This window comes from Bartonella elizabethae F9251 = ATCC 49927 (assembly GCF_000518165.1).
Lineage (GTDB): Bacteria > Pseudomonadota > Alphaproteobacteria > Rhizobiales > Rhizobiaceae > Bartonella > Bartonella elizabethae.
The window spans coordinates 1-23684 of record NZ_JADB01000016.1 but is presented as its reverse complement, the minus strand read 5'-3'; the positions used below and the strand labels follow the sequence as shown (position 1 = coordinate 23684).

At 39.5% G+C, this 23684-nt stretch carries 6 protein-coding genes; 5 read left to right on the top strand and 1 reads right to left on the bottom strand.

The window, feature by feature from the left end; genetic code table 11:
* Positions 1-5: 5 nt before the first annotated feature.
* The gene (locus T429_RS0107565; RefSeq protein ID WP_005774856.1) at positions 6-956 is read right to left on the bottom strand and encodes a siderophore ABC transporter substrate-binding protein; all 951 of its coding nucleotides are present in this window, start codon (positions 954-956) and stop codon (positions 6-8) included.
* A 198-nt stretch (positions 957-1154) separates the two neighbouring features.
* On the opposite strand from T429_RS0107565, the gene T429_RS11095 reads away from it, so the two are divergent.
* The 5 genes from T429_RS11095 to T429_RS0107525 all read left to right on the top strand — a co-directional run.
* Positions 1155-8150: an autotransporter outer membrane beta-barrel domain-containing protein gene (locus T429_RS11095; RefSeq protein WP_026500946.1), complete on the top strand. Its 6996-nt coding sequence runs from the start codon at positions 1155-1157 to the stop codon at positions 8148-8150.
* A 666-nt stretch (positions 8151-8816) separates the two neighbouring features.
* Positions 8817-12071, top strand: a complete 3255-nt coding sequence (locus T429_RS0107555) for an autotransporter family protein (protein ID WP_005774858.1) — start codon at positions 8817-8819, stop codon at positions 12069-12071.
* 696 nt (positions 12072-12767) lie between these two features.
* On the top strand, positions 12768-15614 hold the full coding sequence (locus T429_RS0107550) for an autotransporter outer membrane beta-barrel domain-containing protein (protein WP_026500945.1): 2847 nt from the start codon (positions 12768-12770) through the stop codon (positions 15612-15614).
* Positions 15615-16533: 919 nt separating this feature from the next.
* Positions 16534-20019 (top strand): autotransporter outer membrane beta-barrel domain-containing protein, encoded by a 3486-nt coding sequence (locus T429_RS0107540; RefSeq protein ID WP_026500944.1) that lies wholly within the window; start codon positions 16534-16536, stop codon positions 20017-20019.
* Positions 20020-20970: 951 nt separating this feature from the next.
* Positions 20971-23684: autotransporter outer membrane beta-barrel domain-containing protein (locus T429_RS0107525; protein WP_026500943.1), on the top strand; the 2714-nt coding region annotated here is incomplete at its 3' end.

The following is a 23684-nucleotide window of genomic DNA, read 5'->3' as shown; positions in this document are numbered from 1 at the left end:
TATGCTTATTTGCTCTTTGTAAAAGCTTCATTGATCTGTTTAGCGGTTTCAAGGAGTCCTGTTAAACCACCACTTGCACGATACCAGCTCCAAGAGTCCAAATAAATAATTTGGTTTTGTTTGCTTGCTGTTGTGCGGTGCACAAGCTCATTGTTGAGCAGTTGTGCTGCGGATAGTCCTTCCCGTCCAATTGCCGCATCCCGATCAATTACTAACAACCAATCAGGATTTGTCTCCAGAATAAATTCAGGAGAAATGAGCTGTCCATGTTTTTGTACAGTGAGTTTATCGGTTGCAGGGGTAATTCCAAAAGCGGAATGAAAAATATCAAAACGTGATTTTGATCCCAAAGCACTGATTTTTCCACCAGAGGTCATGAGGACAAGCCCTGTACCTTTTCCTTGGGTATTTTGACGGACTTCAGCTAAAGTTTCATTAAGCTTTGCAATTTCTTTTTCTGCTTCCTGTTCTTTGCCAAAAATTTTTCCAAGGATAGACACATTTCGTTTAATATCTTCAAGAGAATTTTCGTTTCCTACCGTTAGATCAATGGTTGGAGCGATTTTGGATAAATCGTTATATTTTGCTTGGGTTCTGGAGGAAATAATAATCAAATCGGGTTGAAGAGTGGCAATTTTTTCATAATCTGGTTCAAAAAGAGTGCCGATTTTCTCATATTTTGCATCATCAAATTGTTGCAGATAGGAAGGTTTTTTTCCTTCAGGAATGCCAACAACCGTTTTAATCCCAAGATGATTCATATTATCAAGCGATGCAAGATCAAAAACAACGACTTTTTGCGGAGAAGCGGGAACGGAAGTTGTGCCTGAAACATGATTAATCGTTATATTTGTTTGAGTACTTTTTTTCGCAATACTCGTTTGTGTCCATAAAACCGTTGCAAAGCTGATTGCAACGAGTAAGACAGAAGTCACGCATTTCATATATTTTATCATCGTGATTTTATCCTTTTATCTAATTCTACAAGGGTTTGTGCACTTAAAAACTTAACTTAGGCATTTTTATGCACAAAATGACGCGACAATAAATAACACTATGTTGTAAAGTTGACTAACATATGTTACAAACTGTTCACTTACCTCATTTTCACTTAATTCTAGTGTTTTTGCAACATTATTTAGAAAGTTTGACATATGATCAATGTATTTAAAAAGCGTACACGTTTGTACGCATTGACAACAAGTGCCTTCTTCTTTTTACAAGGTGTCGATGCTTCTGTGGCGGGGTGGTGGGATTCATTAACATCATTTATGACTTTTGGTAGTGGATCGAGCAGTTCTACGGTGCCAGAAACTGGAGCTTCTGGAGGGGTGGCAGAGCCTGGAAGAGCAGAGCCTAGAGTGGGTGATACTTTGGGTAGTTCTGTTCAGCCACAGCCACAGCCACAGCCACAGCCTCAGGTTATGTCTGTTTTAAATCAAACTATTCAACCTACTAATGTTTGTCGTTCTATAAAGAATAAAGTTTTAGTTCCTGGCATGATACGAAATATTACAGTTGATAATGTTCGTGTTCCAGGTATGTCGGGTGTTGTTGTAGCTGGTGCAGGTGTTCCGGGTGGTGCTGGTGCAGGTGTTCCGGGTGGTGCAGGTGTTCCAGGTATGCCGGGTGTTGTTGTGGCTGGTGCAGGTGTTCCGGGTGGTGCAGGTGTTCCAGGTATGCCCGGTGTTGTTGTGGCTGGTGCAGGTGTTCCGGGTGGTGCTGGTGTTGGAAAAGGTGCTGCTGGTGTTGGAAAAGGTTCTGCTGCTGTTGGAAAAGGTTCTGCTGCTGCTGTGCCAGGTTTTCCGGATGGTTTTCCTGGTAATTTAGATATTTCTTTAACAGCTATTCCAGGTGCCGTGCCGGGTGCAGTTCCGGGTGCAGTTCCAGGTGCCGTGCCGGGTGCTGTTCCAGGTGCAGGTGTTGTACCTTCTAGGGAAGCAAGAGCGGTAGATACGGATGATGCGGGTGTATTGCCAGGTGTGCCAAAAGGGTTAGGAGGCGAATTAGTTTCTGTACGAAATAGTTCAAGAACAGATATATCAGATCTAGCGGGTGTTCTAGGTTCGCCTGGTTCAAATCAAGATTTTGATAATATGTCAAGTGTTCTAATATCTACGCCTACATCTGAAGTACTTAAGGGCTTTTTGTCTAGGGAGGATGTATCTATGCCAGCTATTGGAGGTGAGGGGGCAGGTGAAGGATTAGCTGATTTACTTGATGCGGATCCTCGGGTATATGGATCTATTTCCTGTGATGAAGTTGGAATACATACTCTAATGGGGGCAAGTATTATAGCGGATCAGGGAGGGGCAGCTGTAAATGTGCGATCTCCTTCTGGTGGCGGGAAAGCAGTCCTTAATTTAGAAGAAGTATCCATTCAGAGTATGAAGATTGAGAAAGAACTTTCTGAAAGTTTATCTAACATAGCTATGGAGAACTCTAAATTAAGTATAGAAAACATAGATAGTTTATATGGTCATGGTGGGTTTTATACTGGTATATACGTGAGCGATGCTGCTGAAAATTTAAATGCAGAGGCTAATTTGAGAGACACAAATATTCAGGGTTTCTTTATCGGGCTTCAGGCTACCGATACAGGAAAGATCACTATGGAAGGGGGAGGGATTAGAGATACGTACATAGGTGCTCTTGCTAGCGATAGTGGGCAAATTTTTTTAGAAAATGTAGATATTAATGTTAAAAGAATCGGTTTAGTTAGTTTTGGTCCATCTGTTATAGGAATGAGATCTGGAGCAATTACTGTGAAAGAGGGGGGGATAGGAGTTATCTCATTAGAAGAGGGAACTGTGGTACTAGATGGGACAGCTATTAAGATTTCTGAGAAATTAAGAACTGAAACAGATAATACTTCAGAGACGAGCATAGGTTTATTGTCACGTGGTGGTATTGTTTCCTTTAAAAATGGGGAACTTAGAGCTTCCAATACTATTGCACTGTTGGTAAATGATAAATTTAATAATAATAACTCTAGAGTTTTGGATGGATTGGTGGATGAGCATAGTGGTGGGAAGATTGATCCTAACACTAATGATGATTCTTTCTTTGGTGAGCTAATCCCTATAGGATCTGGAACTGTCCTTGGTAGTATTAGTTCCACGTATCTTGAAGTTTCATCTTCTATAGAAGATTTTTTAGGGGGTGGTGTGGATTCTAAAAATATTAATTCACCTTCTGGAACTGTTGTTGAAAATCCTCAAGATGCGTTGGATGTAGATTCTAAGGTTGTTAACTTGATAGTTTCTGATATTCAAAATTCAACTATTAATTTGGCAGGAGATTCTTATGGTGTATTATTTTTAAGGGATGTACCTTCGAATGTGAGGGAAGAAAATGATCAGGCGCATGTGGGGCAAGGAAATGATCAAAATGTACAACAGCATCTAGTAAAAAATAGAAGAGAAGATAATGAAGACAGATTGCATGCAGTTCTTTTGCAAGGCACTATTCTTGAAGTTCCAGCGGGTGTAGCGATTTATGGTGATAGTTTGGGGGGAAGCGTTGTTATAAAAGAAAAATCGATGATTTCAGGTGGTTTATTATTGAAAGCAGAACATAGTTCTGATTTGTCGATTTTCGTTCACGATTCTAAAATTATGGGAGGTGCTCGTATTGGTCAGAATTCTCATGCGAGGCTTTTTTTATCCCATGGATCGGAGTGGCATGTAACAAAGGATCTATATAGTCGTAATTCTGGAGATTTAGATGAGAGAAGTTTAACTAAAAATTGTCTGGATTCATGTATTTCATCTATCAATCTTAAAAATAGTACTCTTAAGTTCATCTCTCCGGAAAGTGATATTGGAAATTACCGGACTCTTCGTATTGGGGATGGAAAAGGTGTGGTTTACGATGCCGATAGCGCTTGGATTCATTTTAATGTGCATCTGGGGGGAGGATATAGTCCGGACGATAACGGGGTGCAGGTGTCTGATAGGCTTTTAATTCATGGTGATGTTTCTGGAAGAACTACATTGCATATCAATGCCACTTCAGGAAATTTCGCTTCAGGAGGCGTTGGAAAGGAAGATGCGCCTTATAGTGTTTCACTTGTTCAGGTTCATGGAAAGGCACAAGAAGATTCTTTTCGGTTGAATGGTGATTATGTTACGTTAAATGGTTACCCTTACAGATATACTCTTCATGTTTATGGTCCAGAGGTGTCTCGGACGGTAAAGTATTTTGATGCACAATTACAGAAAGGGGGATCGGAGTTTTGGGATTTTCGTTTAGAAAATGCAGAGTTTGTTTCGTATTATCTTTATGCTGATCCGCATAAGTCTACTGTTACGTATAGTTCACCTCCTCAACGTGAAGAAACTCCTGTAGTTGCTGCTAAAGGTGTTGAGGGTGCTGTTAATTCTAGTTCTGCCGCTGAGGTTGTGCGTGAGGAGTCTGATGAATCTGCAAGTGTACATACCGCTTTACCCATCGGACCTGCTTTGCCAGCTACACCCGAGTCTTCTACTGGGGCTTTATCTTCTGTTGAATCTACCGTTGTGTCTGATCATTCTAAGCTGAAGTCGATACTGCTTTCTAGGTTTGGATTGACTATGCCAGGACAATTTAAATTGCATACATTCAGTGATCCTCATATAACGAGAATGTATACTTCAGGGGGTGGGTGGTTTGGAATTCTGATTTCAAGAGAAAGTGTAAGAGAGTATCTTAAAAAGTTGGGTGTACTGAAAGAATCGGATAGTTTAGAAGAGAAGCTTAAAGAATTTGGTATAGCTGTTGGTGCTGATGGTAGTATATCTGTAATAGATTCTTCCAAAGAATCGGGGCGTGTTTCGTCTTCTAGTACTTCTACTTCATCTGAGAAGAGTGCGTCTGTAGTAGCTAATCCACCTGTTTCCGATGAGGGATCTCAAATATCTGGGGTTGAAGGGGTTTCTTCTGGATCATCTGAGTCTCATACTTCTCCTACAGATATAAATTCTAATGGTTCTGCAGATTCTGATAGTTCTCATGTAACTAATGTTCCACCTCGCCCTTCTATTGCAGAGACATCTGGTGTGGACACTATAGATTCCTCGATTGTTACATCTTCTGTTCCTGTATCTAAAAGGCCAGCTCCTATAAAATCAGCTGCTGCTGTGAGGCTTTCTACTCCTGTGGTTTCCAGGACATCTACCGCACCTTCTAATGGAGTTTCTGCTGAGACATCTTCTGCTCCTGTGGTTTCTGAGGGATCTGCTGCATCTTCTAATGTAGCTTCTTCTCCTGTGGTTTCTGAGGGATCTGCTGTATCTTCTAATGTAGCTTCTACTTCTGTGGTTTCTGGGAAACCTGCCGAACCTTCTAATGGGCCTGTTGGACGTATTCTTCTGCCTAATAGTGGTGGTAAGGAAAAGGTTTCTTCTACGTGTGATGCTGCACAGAATAATGGTGGGAAGGCGTTGCAAACTCCTTATTCTTGTAGTGATGGCCAAACACGTACAGTGACAGACCTTACATTGAAGGGAAGTGATGACATGCAGCATTTGATGCATGTAAAAAATCAGAATACGGTTGTTAAGCTAGAGGGAGCTACAATTAGTGGTGTGGATTCTTCTGATCGTAAAAATAATGTTGATTTTACTGAAATAAAGGCTGTAAGTGCTGTGTTGGCAGAAGAGGGGGCAGAGGTTGTTTTGAATAATAAATCAACAATTAAATCTTCTGTGATTGGGCTTGAAGCGCAAAGTGGCGGAAAGGTTAAGATGAATGATGGAACAGTCGATGCTCATTATGTGGGTGTGTTGGCAGGATCTGGATCATCTGTTAATTTAAAGGATACGACAATTAACGTAATGGGAGATTTGGCTACAGCGGGTCTGGCAAGTAACGCTGGTGAAATAACCATGAACTCTGGGAGTATTACCTTGGCAAAGGGTGTGGCTGTGAGGTCCGAATCTGGAGGAAGCGTTAAGTTAGACAAAGTTAATATTACTACTAAAAAAGCGACAAAAAAGTTAGATTCTAAAGAGAATTTAGAGAGTGCTGCTTTTCTATTGAGTGATAATGCTTCTGTTGATTTTAAGAATGGGAGCGTTGTGACTGATGGACATGCTTTGTGGGTTATAAAGGGTGATGATGTGGTTGAAACGGGGACTTCTAGGAAGAGAAGAGCTTCTGAGGTTCGTCCTGTTGTTAATCACGCAAATATCGAAGCTTCTACGGTTAAAGTAGAAGGTGAGGGAACCTATGGTATCTATTTTGATGGGCTAATACAAAAAGAAGAGAGTCGACAAAATCAAAGTAAGGATTTAGCAACTGAGAAAGCAAATGTTGTTAAGCGCAGTGCTATATCCACCAAGCTGGAGAAAACGCCTATAAGCATGACAGGGATAGTTTCGTTGAAACAAACTGCTTTTGAAGTTACAAAGGGTATAGCGATCTTTGGTAATAATTCAGCTGGTCATGTTTCATTAGAAAATAAAACAACACTTGCTGGTGATTTGTTGTTGAAGGCTGAGAACGATTCTCAAATATCGGTTTCCGTTGATAATTCTATTGTGACAGGGGGTGTTCGCGTTAATAAAGATTCTTATGCAAGATTAGACTTAGCCAATAATTCAGAGTGGATTCTCAAAAGAAGTGTCCAGAAGAGTTCAGGGACTCCAGATTTAGGATGTTTGGATTCATGCCTTTCTTCTGTGAGACTTGTAAATAGTACTATTAATTTTGCACCTTCCGAATCTGGAGGGAAATATCAAACTCTCCATATTGGAAATGGAGAAGGCATAGTTTATGAGGCACAAGGTGATGCTGTTATTCATCTCAATGCGCGTTTAAATCCTCATGATTCAAGTGGTCAGCAAGTAACTGATCAACTTGTCATTCATGGTGATGTTTCTGGAAAAACAAAAATACGTGTACAAGGCGATGCAGGCAATGGAGCAAATAGTCAAGTGAATGCTAAGATTGCTCATAGTGTTTCAGTTATTCAGGTCTATGGTCAAGCGGAGAAGGATTCTTTCCAACTTGATGGTGATTATGTTGCGCTGAGAAATTCACCATACAAATACACTCTTCGTGCTTATGGTCCAGAAGCAACTTCCAAACAGGAGCATGTTCGGCAGAAATTTGTTAAGGATGGCGGAGCATTTTGGAACTTCCGTTTAGAAAATCAGTATGTTAAGTCTGCTGGATCTGTTGCTCTTCCTGAAAAATTTGTAAGATCTGTTGTTCCACAAGTGCCAACTTATCTCGTGTTGCCTAATAGCGTATTCCATGCTGGTTTGATGGATATTAACAATCAAAGCAAACAGTTAGAAACTTTACGGATGACTTCTACGGGAATGGTAGAGGTTCGTGAGAATCCTGCTTTGTATTTACGCGGCTATGGTGGAAGTTACCGTTATGCTTCAGATTTATCTGCGCTTGAATATGGTTATGACGGTGATCTTGACTATCGTGGTGTAGAGGCTGGTGTGCTACTACAAACTATTGAAAATACTGATAGTGCTCTATCCTTTGGGGTTATGGGAACGTATGGAAATCTTTCTCTGCAGCCTTTGAATGTTGAGCAAAGTCAGAAGAGTGCATTTGATAAGTGGACTGCTACGGTATATGGTAGCATGCAGCATAATATGGGCTTTTATGTTGATGGTCTTTTATCCTATGGTCTGTTCAAAGGTGATGTTCTCACTCTTGCACGGGGTAAAACAGCAACATTAAAAGGTCATCCTTTAAGTGCTTCTTTGATCGGTGGTCAGACAGTTGCCACAGGATATAAGGGTTTTGTCTTTGATCCGCAGGTTCAAGTTGTCTATCAACATCTCCAGTTTGATAAGGCCCGTGATATTGACAACTTTAATGTTGAAATGGGGAACCTTGATCAATGGGTAGCACGTGTTGGTGGACGCTTAACCAAGATTCCTACAGGCTCTGAAGGTATGAATGCTGTTGCTTTATATGGGAAGCTTTATCTTGCTCATGGTTTTGGAGAAAAACAGTCTGTGCATTTCAGTGATGCTTTCAAATTAGGAGCGTTTGGCTCTTCAATAGAGGCAGGATTAGGTTTTAATGCCAAATTGTTGCCTCAGTTCTCTCTGCATGCTGATATTCTCTATCAACATAAACTTAATAAGGCAGGTTTTTCTGGAGCAAGTTTCTCCGGAGGTGTGCGTTATCAGTTTTAATATAAGGTACAGGGTGTACTTTTTAAAAAAGGCAGCACAGTGTGCTGCCTTTTTTCTTTATAACAACTTGTGTTGTTCTTTCGTTTCCTTGATATGAATAGAAAAGGCACGTTTATTGCATGCACGAGCGCATTTTTCTATGCTAAAGCAAATTTTCTTAAAATTTTTGCTGCTGATAATGGGATAGAGTGACTCACTGGTATAGGCTTTTAAAGCGTGCTGGAGTCCAAGGTGTGTTATTTATCTTTTTTGATACCGTATTGATATTAACTAATATCATATTTGATGCTTTCTAAAGCTCGTTTTTGAGCGTTTATTTCCACTAATTTAAATCATTTTTTTCATTCATCTCTTTGTGGATTAATTTGTAAAGTTCACAAGGTCTAATTGTTTTTTTAATTAATTACACGCACCGGTTTTATTTTTTCTTTACACGAAATACAGAATGCATTATACACTTATAAATTGTGCTCTGTTGTTATTCTCTTATAGATGGTTTTACGCGTAGAGCTTTTGCCAAATTTATAGGGATTATTCATTGCACGGTTCAAATGAGCATGAGGCATGTCTTTTGTTACACCTTTTGTATTCTTGAGGTGGTGCAGTTGGATGTTTTGTCAGTGCTTCTATTTTTAATGAGAGGGGAAGGAAAGTTTCGAGGGAACTATGATTAAAGTGTTTAGAAATCATGTATGTTTATGTGCTTGTACAACAGCTATCCTTTCTTTGCTCGAAAATGGAATGGTGATTGCTGCGAGTCCTGAGAATAGTAACTATAATAGTATGATTCCAGTTGCGGTTATTCCCCCAAACGTTAGCTATCTTTACAGTGGTGTTGAGGGGCGTCCTATTATGCCTCCTCATATGAGTAGTGTTGAAGGCTCTCCCCCTATCAGTGCTTTTCCTAATGATAATGTTATCAGTGGGGGGCCTGTTTATAGTCCTCAGCTTAGTGGAAGTAATGTGCATAAGCCTCCTCTTAAGGGAGATAGTGGGGATAATTATCACCATTATAATAAAATCCGTGTTGATAATAACGATGAGGGTATTCGTGGGGGGAGTAACTATCGTGAGTTGAGTGGCGTGGATGGAGAGAACGGACGACAGGAAAATATAGATAACTCTGTCAGAGATGCAGACTCTGATGGAAGAGGTGTGAAACCTGGATTTTATTACTATAGTGGATTGTATTATATATGTGATAATTGTGGGGAAGCTAGAATTGATCATAAATCTTATAAGATTACGAATGAAAATGCTTCCAATTATCCTGCTGATCCGACGGCTATAACGGTAAAGCAGAGAGGGACTAGAGTTGAGGGAGAAAACGTGACGGTTAAAAGTGACGTTCTTGATCGGTCTTTTTTGCGTGGTGTGGCTGTGTCAGATGATGGAAAGATTGTTTTGAAAAACCCTGTGCTTCAAAATACAAAGTTAGCTCTTTTTTCTAACGATGGTCTCATTGAGGTCAAGCAGGGGACTATAGAGGAGAGTGATAGGGCTGTTGAAGCTATAGGACATTCATTGGTTATTTTAGAGGATACAAACATTAACACTAGCGGTGGACCAACAAGCCTTTTAAGTTATAGTGGGGCAGAGATCGGGGTGGAAGGTGGAAAGATTAACTTTGCGGACAGTCACGGTATTTCTGCAATGTTAGGGGGGAAGGTCTTTCTTGATGCGGTTAGTGTTACTGGAAAGGGGAAAAAAGGCGAAAACCATGCGGTCTTTTTAATGGATGAAGGGGGAGAGATTGAGTTTAAAGGCGGAACTGTTGATGTTGAGGATGTGCATGGTATATTGTTAAAAAATTCGCTCAAGCCTTTATATTCTGGACCAGAACGATCTGAAGAAGAATCTGAAACCGAAGATGACGTTGAGGATTTATCGAATAACTTTTATGTGACGGAGGCTAATTTAAAGTCTTCTACTTTTACCGTAAAGGGTAAAGGATCTTATGGTATCTACTTTCGGGGAGAGAAGCCATGGGATGAGAGTGGAGATAAAAAAGAGGCGGAAATTTTAGAGGGAGAAAAAGCGCCACCACGATTGGAAGTTGTTAATTTGGATACAACAAAGTTTTCTGTTGTAGATGATGCGGCGATTTATGGTGAAAATGGTATTTCTGGTGCGGTGAGTTTGATGAAAAGTTCGCTTCGTTCAGGGAATTTTTTATTAAAAGCTGAGAAAGGGGCTTCTATAACGGTTTTAGCTGATGGTTCTACCCTTGAAGGTCGTACTCATGTTGATAAAAATTCTAATGCCGAACTTTATTTGGGAGACTCCACATGGATTTTACCACAGCAGTTGCAGAGAGATCAACAGGGGGATGAAAATAGCTCTTCTATTTCACTTGTTAGCCTTATGGGCGAGAGCTCTATTAATTTCAAAAGACATGAATCTTCTGCTGCTGATGATTATCAAACTCTTCGTATTGGAAAGGGAAAGGGTGAAGTTTATAAAGCACGGGACAATGCCTCTATTTCTCTTCATACCTATCTGAATAAGGGGGGAAATCTTGATCAGCAAAAGACGAATCGTATTTTAATTCATGGTGATGTTTCGGGAAAAACAATGCTTCGTGTGCATGCTGTTGCAGGAAGTCCAGGAGGATATACAGGAAGCGGAGGGAATGAGGAAGGTATTTCAATCATTCAGGTTTCTGGAGAAGCAGAGCAGGATTCTTTTCAGTTGGAAGGTGGTTATGTCGCGTTAGACGAATTACCTTATCAATATAAGCTTTATAGTTATGGTCCAGGGTCTCTTTTAGGAAAAGCAAGTGTGGCCCAAAGATTAGTTGAAGGGAGTGGAGAGTTTTGGGACTTCCGTCTTGAAAGTAGAACTATAGATTCTGATATTCAACCTCAACCAGATCCTCGTCCGACACCTCCTCCTGGTCCAACGCCTCCTCCAGGACCGGCTCCAGATCCTCATCCTCGTCCTAAGCCGGGCGTTAAGGCTGTTGTTCCGCAGGTTCCAACTTATTTGCTTTTGCCTAATGCCTTACGTCATCTTGGTTTGATGAATGTTAGCAATCAAAATCAGCGGTTAGAAGCTTTGCGAATTGCTTCTGGCGGCTTATTAGAAAGTCGCGAAAATCCTTTCTTTTTTGTGCGCGGTTATGGCGGTAATCATCGTTATACTTCAAATCTTTCTGCACTTGAATATGGTTATGGTGGCGAGCTTGATTATAATGCTGTAGAGGCAGGTATTTTACTAAAAGCAATCGAAAATATGTATGGAACCACTTCTTTGGGAATTACTGGGTCTTACGAGAAATTTTCTTTGCACCCTTTGAATGTTGAACAGAGTCAAAAAAGCACATTTGATAAATGGTCAGTTGCAGCATATGGCGGTATGCAGCATGATGCAGGTTTTTACGTTGATGGCCTCGTGTCTTATGGTTGGTTTAAGGGGGATGTTCTCACAAAAGCACGAGGCAAAACGGCAACATTAAAGGGAAATCCTTTAAGTGCTTCATTGATGGCTGGTAAAACATTTATGGTCGGAGAGGACGGTTTTGTTTTTGATCCACAGGTTCAGGTTGTTTATCAATATCTTCAATTTAATAAAGTGCGTGATGTGGACGGCTTTGATATTGATTTAGGAAAGCTTCATCAGTGGGTAGGGCGTGTTGGAGGGCGTTTAACAAAGATGCTGGTTGCCACTGATGAGTCTCAAGTTATTTCTTTCTACGGCAAGCTTCATCTTGCTCATGGTTTTGAAGGAAAACAATTTGTGCATTTTAAAGATGCTTTTCAGCTAGGTGCTTTTGGTTCTTCATTAGAAACTGGATTAGGTTTTAATGCTCAATTGTCTCAAAATTTTGCGCTTCATGGTGATTTGATTTATCAGCATAAGCTCACGAAAGCTGGTTTTTCTGGAACCAGTTTCTCTGGCGGATTGCGTTATCGTTTCTAGTGTTGTTGCTGTTTTTGTTTAATTTTTGAAAAAAAACCACAAGTTATGCTTGTGGTTTTTTTTGTTATCTATTCATTGCGTTATTATAGTCTTTTTACGAAAGTGTGATTTTGCATCTCTTTAATATGCTGATTGCTAAAGATATCTTTCAATTAAAAATGCTAAAAATTTTTCAATGTTCTTAAATGTTGTAAAATTGAATTAAAAGAAAACGGTAAGAATAGGAATTGATTTTAATTCTTACAGGTTCTTATTCTAAATTAGGCTTTCTTGCCATGAATATTTCCTAGAAATAGACGTGTGTACTCCTTTTATTTCCTAATTTTAACATATGGTGTTTTCTGCTTACAGAGTACTTATTCTTTCAATAGAACATTTATCGTAAAGATGTTGATTAGGCAGCGGTTAAAAGAAGCATTTTAATGCATGTAAACCGATTAAAGCTGTTTTTAAACAACAACTTTAGAGATGATTTTTCTCTTGTTTTTCAGCTTAATTTTTATAATTTTTTTGTAAAAATGACTGATCTAGACTGTATTTTTTAGTCATTTTCTAATTCCATATTTACATAAAACACAAAAAATACTAATAAATACAATATGTCAAACCAAAACGTATTAAATTTTCTCTTGGTTGAGTTTTTTGGTACGTTATGTGTTTCTCTTAAGTGAAGGGGGGCAAAACTATGGTGGAATTATGGCTGGTCTATTAAAAAATCGTTTCTCCTTATGTACTTTCACGACGGCACTTCTTTTTTTAACACATCATGTTGATGGTTTTGCGCACAATGCTGAATCTCAAGTTATCTCTGGGAAAAGGCCGTCTTCATGTGGTCAGAATTCAGCATTTTATCAGTGTGATGATGGTGAGGAACATGCAATTGATAATAAAGTTTATTCGCTCACAGATCAAAATGCTCGTGGTGTTCATGGAGCGATAGAGGCGTCTAAGGAGCATACATCTCTTCGTGGTAAGAATATAACTGTTAAGGGTATTATGGATGAAAAGAATAATTCGGACAAGAAATTTTGGAAATATGGCGTAAAGGCATCAGAAAAAGCGGGAGTTTCTCTAGCCGATTCCACGTTGAGTGGGGTTTTAGTTGGGGTTGAATCTCAAGGTGGCTCCATTGCAATATCTGGCGGATCGATTGATGCAATTGAAGTGGGGGCTTTGGCGGAAGGAAAATTTCAAAGTTTAGTTCGTTTAACAAATACTCAAGTAAGCTTCGGTGGTATTGGGGTTCAAGCAGGAGAAAAAGGAGTTCTTATTTTAGAGGGTGTTTCTATGAGCGGTAAGGGTGGTCCTAGCAAAGGGGGACAAGGGCTGAATGTGGATCATCAGGGTGATAACGCTGCTTTTCATATATCTGAAAATGGTTATGCCCAGTTTGTTAAAGGTTTTGTTGATGTGAGTGATGCGCATGGGCTTTTATTGCTGGGAGATAAAGGTCCTCAGATTGATATTGGAGATTCTAATGTTACAGTGAAAGGGAATGCAGTTTATGGTATGCACTTTGAAGGTCAGCCAGCATTAGAGGAGAGGCAGTTAGAGGGAAGATTATCGCGCGTTGATTTGAAAAAGACGCGTTTTGTCGTTCCAGAGAGTATAGCTCTTTACAGCAGTAAATTTGGAAAATCTGACATATCATTAAAGGATACAAAGCTTTTTGGAGATTTGTTGCTGAAGGCTGAAAGTGGCTCTTCTATAAAGGTTACCGCCGATGCTTCTGCGCTTGTCGGTCAAACGCAGATTGATAACAGTTCTACAGTCAACCTTATCTTAAAAAATAATTCACAGTGGGTTTTGTTGCGACCAAGACATCAAAATTTACGAAATCCTCATTATAGAGATGTTTCATTTATTTCATCGGTCCATCTTGTTAACAGTTCGATTACTTTTGAAAAACCAAAACCCAGCACTGCTCATACCTATCAAACGCTTTATATCGGAAAAGGAAGTGGTGTTGTTTATCAGGCATCAGGGGATGCTTGGATTCATTTGAATGCACGTTTAAATCCTCATGATACAAGTGACCATCAAGTAACGGATCGACTCCTCATTCATGGTGATGTTAAGGGAAAAACTATAGTGCATATACATGGGGTTGCGGGAGGTTTAGGAGAAAAAAATGAAAAAGCGCATAGTGTTTCAATTATTCAAGTTTATGGCGATGCATCGTTTGACTCTTTTCAACTGAATGGGCAATATGTTGCCTTGGATGGAGCGCCTTATAAATATGTTCTTCGTTCTTATGGACCAAAGGCTACTGGAGGGGAAGAACATGTTAAACAGCGATTTGCTCAAAACGGAGGGGCATTTTGGAATTTTCGTTTAGAAAACGAATATGTTCAAACATCTGCTGATTATAGAGGCACTCCTATGGTTTCTAAACAGACACCTCCTGTACATGCTTCTGTTGAGGATATTATTCCAGCGTCCTCTGCGGATGTTGTTCCTGCGTCTTCTGAGGATTCTGTTTCAGTATCCTCAGTATCCTCTGCGGATGTTGTTCCTGCGTCTTCTGAGGATAGTCTTTCTAAGATTGAAACTGTTTCTCTATCTGGGCGCGGTGTAAGATCGGTTGTTCCGCAGGTACCAACTTATCTCCTCTTGCCGAATAGTTTGTTTCATGCTGGTTTAATGGATATCAGCAATCAAAATAAGCAGTTAGAGATACAGCGTGCTCATCCTCGTGAAATGTTGGAAATTCGTGAAAATCCTACTTCATTTTTGCGTGGTTATGGGGGCAGTTCCCGTTATACTTCAGATTTGTCTGCGCTTGAATATGGTTATGGTGGCGATCTAGGGTACTATGCTCTAGAGGCAGGTGTTTTGTTACAAAAAATTGAAAACGTTGACAGTGCTCTATCCTTTGGGGTTATGGGATCGTACGGAAAGCTTTCTCTGCAACCTTTGAATGTTGAACAAAGCCAAAAAAGTACATTTGATAAATGGACTGCTACAGTTTATGGTAGTCTGCAGCATGATACAGGATTTTATGTCGATGGTCTTTTATCCTATGGTTTTTTTAAGGGTGATGTTCTGACAACTGTACGGGGGAAGACAGCAACATTGAAGGGGAACCCTTTAAGTGTTTCCTTGATGAGTGGTCGAAAAGTTGCCACAGGATATGAGGGTGTTGTTTTTGATCCACAAGCGCAGGTTGTCTATCAATATCTTCAGTTTAATGAGGCTCGTGATATTGATCATTTTAATATAGAGATGGATAAGCTTGATCAATGGGTGGTGCGTGTTGGTGGACGTTTGATGAAGACACTTGCTGCGCCTGAAAAGGATCGTGATGTTTCTTTCTATGGTAAAATTCATTTTGCTCATGATTTTGGCAAAGAAAGATCTGTGCGCTTTAAAGATTCTTTCCAGTTGGGAGCTTTTGGTTCTTCTCTAGAGGCTGGATTGGGGCTTAATGCCCGTTTGTCACAAAATCTCGCGTTTCATGGGGATTTGGTTTATCAGCATAAGTTGAGTAAAGGTGGTTTTTCTGGAATCAGTTTTTCTGGTGGATTGCGCTATCGTTTTTAGGATGATTGCCTTTGGAGTTAATTTTTAAAAAAAGCCACAAGCATCACTTGTGGTTTTTTTATTATTTTGTTTGCAACTTTGAAGATAAGCTTTTTTAAAGAATGTTTTTGCATGAGAAAATTTGTTTCTTTTTAGAAACGAGATAAGGCTTTCTGGGGCACCGTTTTTACTGTTTTTTCCTCTATGAAAGATATTTTTTATAATAATGCATTGTTTTTTATATTGAATAAAAAATATGAATATCGTTGGGCTTTCTCATTTTAGATCTGGGCTATGTTCACTCAATCAAAATCATTTGTTTACACGTTACAAGGGGGAGGTCGTGTGAGTAAAAATGAGGATAAGAAAGGAGCTAAAAGTCTTTTCATGAATCGCCTCAAGGGTCTAAGGGCTGTTACAATATTTTAAGGGTGGTAACGTGGGGGATATATCGGCTTACTTATTCATCAGTGTATAGATGGGATGCTCAATGAATTGACCATTCTATCTTTCCAAGGGGCGCGCTATCGCGAAATGAGCTTCGATGCGTTGAGAGATGTGTCTTTCAAATAAGCATGTGAATTGGCAACATATTTATATTCTGTTTGGGGCGTTTGGTTCTTCGTGATGGTTTTGACTTTCCTAGAGAACGCGAGAAACATAAAGTTGTGAGGTGATACATTATCTTCTTTTGTGTCAGTTTACAAATTCTCTTGAGATCACTGCTTTGGGGGCTATGATTTTCTCTATTTTTACGAATTATTTTGTAAATAATACAATTTTAAATTGTGATATTTGTAGATTATGGCTTTACACAAAGTGTGGAGTAGCTATATAAAACACAAAACGTATTTTAAACTATCACGCGTAGCCAAAGTTATTCAATAGAACGCGTGTTTTTTTTATTTTTAGAGAAGGGGAAGAAAGTTTGTAGAAAATTATGCTCAAAAATCATCTCTCTTTATGTCGTTTTACAACAGTTATTTTTTTCTTTGTATACAATGCTGATGCCGGTGACATTTCTTCTCAGAAGAAGCAATATTCATGTAACGAAAGTGCTTCATTTTATCACTGTAATGATGGGAAAACGCATGAAATTTCTGGGAAAACTTATCAACTCACAGGTGAAAGTTTGGATGCAGCTTTGGAGGCATCTGGGGAAAATACGCTCATTGAGGGAAAAACTATAATCATTAACGGTGTTTCGAATGCCAATGGTCCTTCCGGAAAAGGGGGGTGGACAACCGCTGTAAAAGCTTCAAAGGGGGGAGGTGTTGCTCTGTTTGACTCCATGTTAAATGATGTGTCGATAGGGGCTGATATTGACGAGGATGGCGCTTTTGAGATGCAAAATGGGGTGATTAAAGCAACCAGAATGGGGATCAGTGTTTCGAGTGAGAAGTCGTTGGTTTCTTTGACCAAAACAGAGATTATAACACAGGCTGATGCGATAGGTCTTTTGAGTCATAATGGGGCAAAAATCTATATGAAAGGAGGGAAAATCGACTTTACTGAGGGTATTGGAGTCCAAACAGGAGGAGAGGGCGAAATTAATTTAGAGGGTGTTTCTATTATCGGAAAGGGGAAACAGGCGACAAGTACAGATAATCTTCGTGAAGGTTCTGCTTTCAGTATGCTTCAAGGGAAAGGCATGATTCATTTTCAGAAGGGAAACGTTAATGTTCATAACGTTCATGGTCTTGTATTGAAAGGAAATAATAATGCTGTTGCTGATATTAAACATTCCAATATTTTTGTGAGAGGGAATGCATTTCATGGTATGCACTTTTTTTGGCAAGCTGTTTTGAATGATAAAAAAACAATCATACCTGGCAAAGGGTCGGTCCAGTTGACCCAGACAACTTTTATAGCTCCAGAAAGCACGGCTATTTATAGCCGCGAATTCGAAAGCTCTGTTAAACTGTTACAAAATTCAAAAGTTTCTGGCGATTTACTTCTAAAAGCTGTTGAAAATTCCAATATCAAAATTGAAGCTGATGCTTCTACCTTACAGGGAGGCGCATATGTTGATGAAAGTTCTACAGCCGAGATAGTGTTAAAAAATGGTTCAAAGTGGATTTTATCGCGACCAAAAGTTGGACAATTACAAAGCTCTGATGTTTCTGGTTCTAGATTACACGATTATTCTTCTATTTCATCGGTTGAATTGACGGATAGTTCTCTTATTTTTGAAGAACAAAAATCCAAAACAACGGATGGTTATCAGGCACTGCTCATCGGAAAAGGATCAGGGACGGTTTATAAAGCCTACGGTGATGCATATCTTTATCTTAATGCATATTTGGATAAAGGGGGAAGGCTTGAAGAGCAGAAAACGGATCGGCTTTTAATCAATGGTAATCTTGAAGGAAAAACAACCGTTGGTGTTTATAAGGTTCCTAGAAGTCCTGGAGCATTGACGGGAGAAGGTGGTAATGATCAGGGGATTTCCATTATTCAGGTTTATGGACAAGCCGCTGAAGATTCTTTTCAGCTAAAGGGGGGGTATGTTACACTCGAAGACTCCCCCTATCAGTATCATCTTAAGAGTTATGGTCCAAGCTCTACTTTAGGAGAAGCAGATTCCAATCAAAGAGTGCTTAAAAACACTGGAACATTTTGGGATTTTCGCCTTGAAAGTAAAATGGTTGATTCTTCCTCTCTTGATCCCACTGAAATTTTTCCTGTTCTTGATGCTGTTGTTCCTCCTGTTTCTGATGAGGTTCCTGCTTTTCCTAAAACTCATCCTCATATGACTGGAGGTGAAGAGGAGGTTATCGATCCTAATTCTCAGCAGAAACCTCAAGAGCCAAGTCTTTCTTCTCCTGTAGATTCTCCTGATAGGGATCCCCATCTTAAGACTGTATCTGATGCTTTTGATGTTTTTATGCTGGATGTTCCAAATCCTCCGCCTGTTTCTCCTCCTCCCTCTCTTACACCTGTTAGACCCAGTACTCCTAAATCTCATCCAGTTGTGCCAACATCTGGTTACCCTATCCCGCCGTCTGTTCCTTCCACTCCTTCTGTCGTTTCTGCTCCCACGTCTGGTTCCCCTGTATCGCCTTCTGTTACTCGTACTCCTTCTGTTGTCTCTTCTGCGTCTGGTTCCCCTGTATTGCCGTCTGTAGCTCGTACTCCTTCTGTTGTTTCTCCTCCTGCGTCTAGTTCCCCTGTATCGCCGTCTATCGCTCGTACTCCTTCTGTTGTTTCTCGCCCTGCGTCTAGTTCCCCTGTATCGCCGTCTATCGCTCGTACTCCTTCTGTTGTTTCTCCCTCTGCGTCTAGTTCATCTGTATCGCCATCTGTTCCTTCCACTTCTTCTGTTGTTGTGTCGTCTGCGCCTGATCCTTCTGTTCCGCCTTCTGTTTCACGCCCTCCTTCTGTTATTGTGCCCTCAGCGTCTGGTCCTTCTGCTACACCCCCTATTTTAAAGCCGTCTTCTCATTTTGAACCAAATGTGAGAACCATTGTTCCACAGGTTTTGACTTATATTCTTGTGCCAAATACCTTATTTCATGCTGGATTGGTGGATATTAGTTATCAAAATAAGCAGTTGCAAACACTGCGAACTTTTTCTCGCCGTTTGTTGAAAACTAATGAAAATCCAGCTTTATTTTTGCGGGGGTACGGGGGACATCATCGTTATACTTCCAATTTGTCTGCACTGGAATATGGATATGGAGGCGACCTTGATTATAATGCACTAGAGGCAGGTATTTTACTCAAAAAAATCGAAAGTGCATACAGTACAACATCCTTTGGGATTATGGGAAATTATGGCAAACTTTCTTTGCTGCCTCGAGAGATGAAACAACGTCAAGAAAGTATATTTGATAAATGGACAATCACAGCATATGGGAGTATGCAGCATGATACGGGTTTTTATATGGATGGTCTGTTCTCTTATGGTTTGTTTAATGGCAATATTCTTACACGTGAGAGAGGTAAAACGGCTGCATTGAGAGGAAAGCCCTTAAGTTTTTCCTTAACGGCTGGTAAAACATTTAGGATAGGTTGTCGATGTTTTATTTTTGAACCACAGGTTCAATTTGTTTATCAAAATCTTCAGTTTCATAACACGCGTGATATTGATAATCTTAATATTGATATGCGAAGACCAGATCATTGGGGGATGCGTATTGGGGGGAATTTAACTAAAACACTGACATTAACGAAAAATGCACAGGTTCTTTCATTCTATGGTACGCTTCATTTCGTTCGTAATTTTGATGATAAACAATTTGTGTATTTTAAAGATGCTTTTCAGCTTGGTTCTTTTGGTTCTTCTTTAGAAGCTGGATTGGGTGTTTATTCGCAGTTATCCCCAAAAATTACTTTTCATAGTGATCTGATTTATAAGCATAAATTTACCAAAGCTGGCTTTTCTGGAACGCATTTTTCTGGTGGATTAAGCTATCATTTTTAGTTGCATTTTTTCCTTTATAATTCACCCTTTGTGAAAATTATAAGTACAAAAAGTGATTTTATTGTGTTTTTTTTCTGTTTTTAGCTTTACATATAATCCAAAACAAATTATTTGGATAGCACATAATAGGAACAATCTATCGATGAGGTGGGGGGCGATTTTTAATGAAGATGAAGTAAGGGAAGTTTAGAGCCAATAATGATGGAAGTATTAAAACGTCATCTATCTTTATGTGCTCTTACGATGTCTATTTTATTCTTTATGCATAATATAGATGGGAATGCGCAAGAGGAGCTTTTGTGTCGTTTTCTTTTAAAGTCCTATTCATGTGATGTTTTTGAGGAGTGTGGGGTGCGCACGTGATACTTGTTCAGATACTGCTAATAGCAGTTTCTCTGGTGTTTCGAAGGCAAGAAGGTTTGGTCAGGTAAGCATTAAGGTGAGGAAAGAGGAAGTTTGCAGATTGATGGGGTTTTGCCGTTAAAAAACATTCATAAAATTTCATCAGGGGTATTTGCACAAGAAAAAATGAAGAGTGTTTTAAATAAGCTTTCTGTTACTGGAAGTGTTAAGAACACGGTCAATGATATTCAATGGAAAGTTTCATATTGCCATTAGTTTTAGATGAAAACAATGTGTGTGCAGTTTGGAGATCAATGCCAATTGGGCGCTTTGGGTTCTTCTCTCGAAACTGGAGTGGGGTTGAATGCGCAGTTGTTTTCAAACTTTGTATCGTATCGAGAGGATTTTTTAAGGCGGGTTACGCTATCGTTTTGAGGGACCTATGCAAATATAATCTGAATTTTACATAAGCTACAGAATGTTGTGTGCAGTATAAAGTGAATATCTAAGTTTTATACTTCTCACTATTCATTTGTTTAAGTGAGGGTTATTGCGCGTATTTTTTATTTTTAAGTCAAGGGGGAAGCAGAAAAAATTGGGAATAGAATTATGATGAATGTATTAAGAGATTATAGATTTTTATTTATCACAACAGCTATTGTTTCTTTTTTGCCAATCGTGAGTGTTAATGCAAATTCTCATAATTTAGGAAATTTCTGCGATCCAAACGCTCAATTTTACAAATGCAATGATGGTAAAAAACATACAATTAAAAATAAAACGTATCATTTAGAATATTCTCAACAATCTATTTCTGATTCTACTCCTATTTCAGCTCTATATGTAGAAAAAGCAGGTACAGTTGTTGATGCCTCACAGATAACTGTTACGGGTGATAGCGCAGATGAATTATACGGCTATGGTGCATTAGCAAAAGAGGGAGCTCATCTTAATTTAAAAAATGCAAATTTTAAGAATATACCTGCTCTTCATGCTGAAAGTGCGGTTATTCGCATGACAGATGGCACTATTACGGGAGTTTCTCACGCTATTTCTGCCGTGGGTCAAGGAACGGATATTGCTTTAGTGCGTGTCAAGATTGAAACAACAGCAAAAGAAATGACACCAAAAGAATTGAATGGTGTAGGAGAGACTGCTCTGATTAGCAGTTTGGGTTCAAAGATTAGGCTGTCAGGGAGTACCGTTATTTTCAATGGGAAAGGCCCGTTTTCATCAATTTTGGGGGGAGAGTATAGTTTCGATAGTTCTGTCATTAAGGGAAAAGGAAAACAAAAAACTGTTATCGTTGGTGAGAAAAGTGTCAATAAATTACCAGAAGCTTTTGATATCTCTCAAGGTGGCTTTGTTCAATTGAATAATAGTTCTATTGAACTGAGTGATATGCATGGTTTTTTGGTTAAAAGTTCTTCAGGGAATGTGAATAATGAAGCTAGGGTGTTGAGGCAAGGATTTAATTTAGATGATGCGTTTAAGAAGACGAATATTAAGATTGAAAAATCCAATATTTCTGTTCAGGGGAAGGAGGCCTATGGTCTTTATTTTTATGGATTAGATGCCAATGATATATGGGGCAATATGAGAAATCTGGGAGCGCAAGGCGTTGCTCTGGAAAAGACAACTGTTCAGTTATCAAAGACAAATTTTTTAGTTCCAGAAGGGATTGCCATTTATGGTACCGGAGATGCTGGTTATGGGGCTGAAGCTACCCTTGAATTATCGGAAAATACAAAAGTCTCTGGTGATTTATTGTTAAAAGCTGAAAATAATTCTTCTCTTCGTGTTCAAGCTTATTCTTCGACTCTTACAGGGGGAGCACGCATTGAGGGTAGGTCTCGTATTGATTTGCAGTTAAGAAATGGTTCAACATGGTATCTTACTAAGAGTAAATATCAAGGTTCACAAGAAGCGGACTTTACGGTTTCATCACTTTCTAATTTGAGCCTTTTGGATAGTACCGTTGTTTTTGAGAAATATGTCTCTCAAGATTATCAAACATTGTATATTGGAAACAAAATAAACAATGGAGACGATATTCATGCATTAGACAATAGCAATAAAACAGCTGGTGTGGATGACGTGTCCAATAAAGTATACAGTGCGGAGGGAAATGTTCAGATTAAGATGAGCACATTTATGCATAATGATGGTTCCTTTGATCCTCAACAAACAGATCGTATTTTGATCTATGGGGATATTGGGGGAACAACCCTCATTGGAATGGAAAAATTTCAAAAAACTTCAGATAAAGAAATAGGAAGGAAGGGCGATCAAAGTATTTCACTTATTCAAGTTGCAGGGAGGGCAGAGGAAAATTCTTTTAAGTTACTCAATAGTTATACGACAGTAAATGGTTTTCCTTATCAATATAAACTTCGTGGCTATGGTCCAAGTTCTTCTGCTGGAAATGCAGATCCCAAAAATAGATTGGTTGCAGGAACAAGAGATTTTTGGGACTTTCGTCTCGAAAGTGTTTATATTGGTTCTGAGTTAGATTCTTCTGAATCTGCTTCTAAACCGACGCCTGCGGTTATTCCTCCTCAATCTGAAGAAGATAAGATCCCTTCTGAACGACCAACAGAGCCTATTTCGCCTGAACAACCGCCTACTGTTAAGCCTCCCCTTGTACCATCTACACCTTCTTTGCCTGAAGGATCTGAACCGTCTGAAACATTTTCTCCTACGGATTCTACACTTACTCCTTCTAACCCTGTTTCGCCTGAGATTCCTTCTGTACCAACGGTTCCAGAGGTTCCTTCTACTGTACCTATGCCTACTGTTCCCGTTGAGACTTCTACTGATAAGGTTATGCCATCTAAGCCATCTGTTCCGGTCGTTCCTTCATCTCCTTCTCTACCGGTTGAACCAAAGCCTTCTCAACCTTCTGCTCCTGTTGATCCTTCGTCTCATCTTTCTGTCCCGTTTGATGGGCAGCCTGAACAAGGAATTAGAGCTGTTGTTCCTCAATTGCCAACGTATCTGCTTTTGCCAAATGCTTTATTCCATGCGGGATTGATGGAGATGACCACGCAAAATAAGATGTTAGAGACAATGCGGGGAGCTTTTTATTCTTTTGGAAGAGATAATAAAGACACGGCCTTTTTTCTGCATGCTTATGGGGCAAGCCATCATTATGCTTCCAATTTATCCGCTTTCGAATATGGCTATGGCGCTGAGCTTGATTATAATGCGTTGCAAGCCGGTGTTTTGTTAAACGAGATGGAGGGTTTATATACGCGTACACTCTTTGGGGCTTTGGGAAACTATGGAAATCTTTCTCTATATCCTCAGGAGGTTGAACAAAG

Bases quoted from the DNA above. Each gene is read 5' to 3' on its own strand.
- T429_RS0107565 (WP_005774856.1), bottom strand. From the start codon at position 956: ATGATAAAATATATGAAATGCGTGACTTCTGTCTTACTCGTTGCAATC.
- T429_RS11095 (WP_026500946.1), top strand. From the start codon at position 1,155: ATGATCAATGTATTTAAAAAGCGTACACGTTTGTACGCATTGACAACA.
- T429_RS0107555 (WP_005774858.1), top strand. From the start codon at position 8,817: ATGATTAAAGTGTTTAGAAATCATGTATGTTTATGTGCTTGTACAACA.
- T429_RS0107550 (WP_026500945.1), top strand. From the start codon at position 12,768: ATGGCTGGTCTATTAAAAAATCGTTTCTCCTTATGTACTTTCACGACG.
- T429_RS0107540 (WP_026500944.1), top strand. From the start codon at position 16,534: ATGCTCAAAAATCATCTCTCTTTATGTCGTTTTACAACAGTTATTTTT.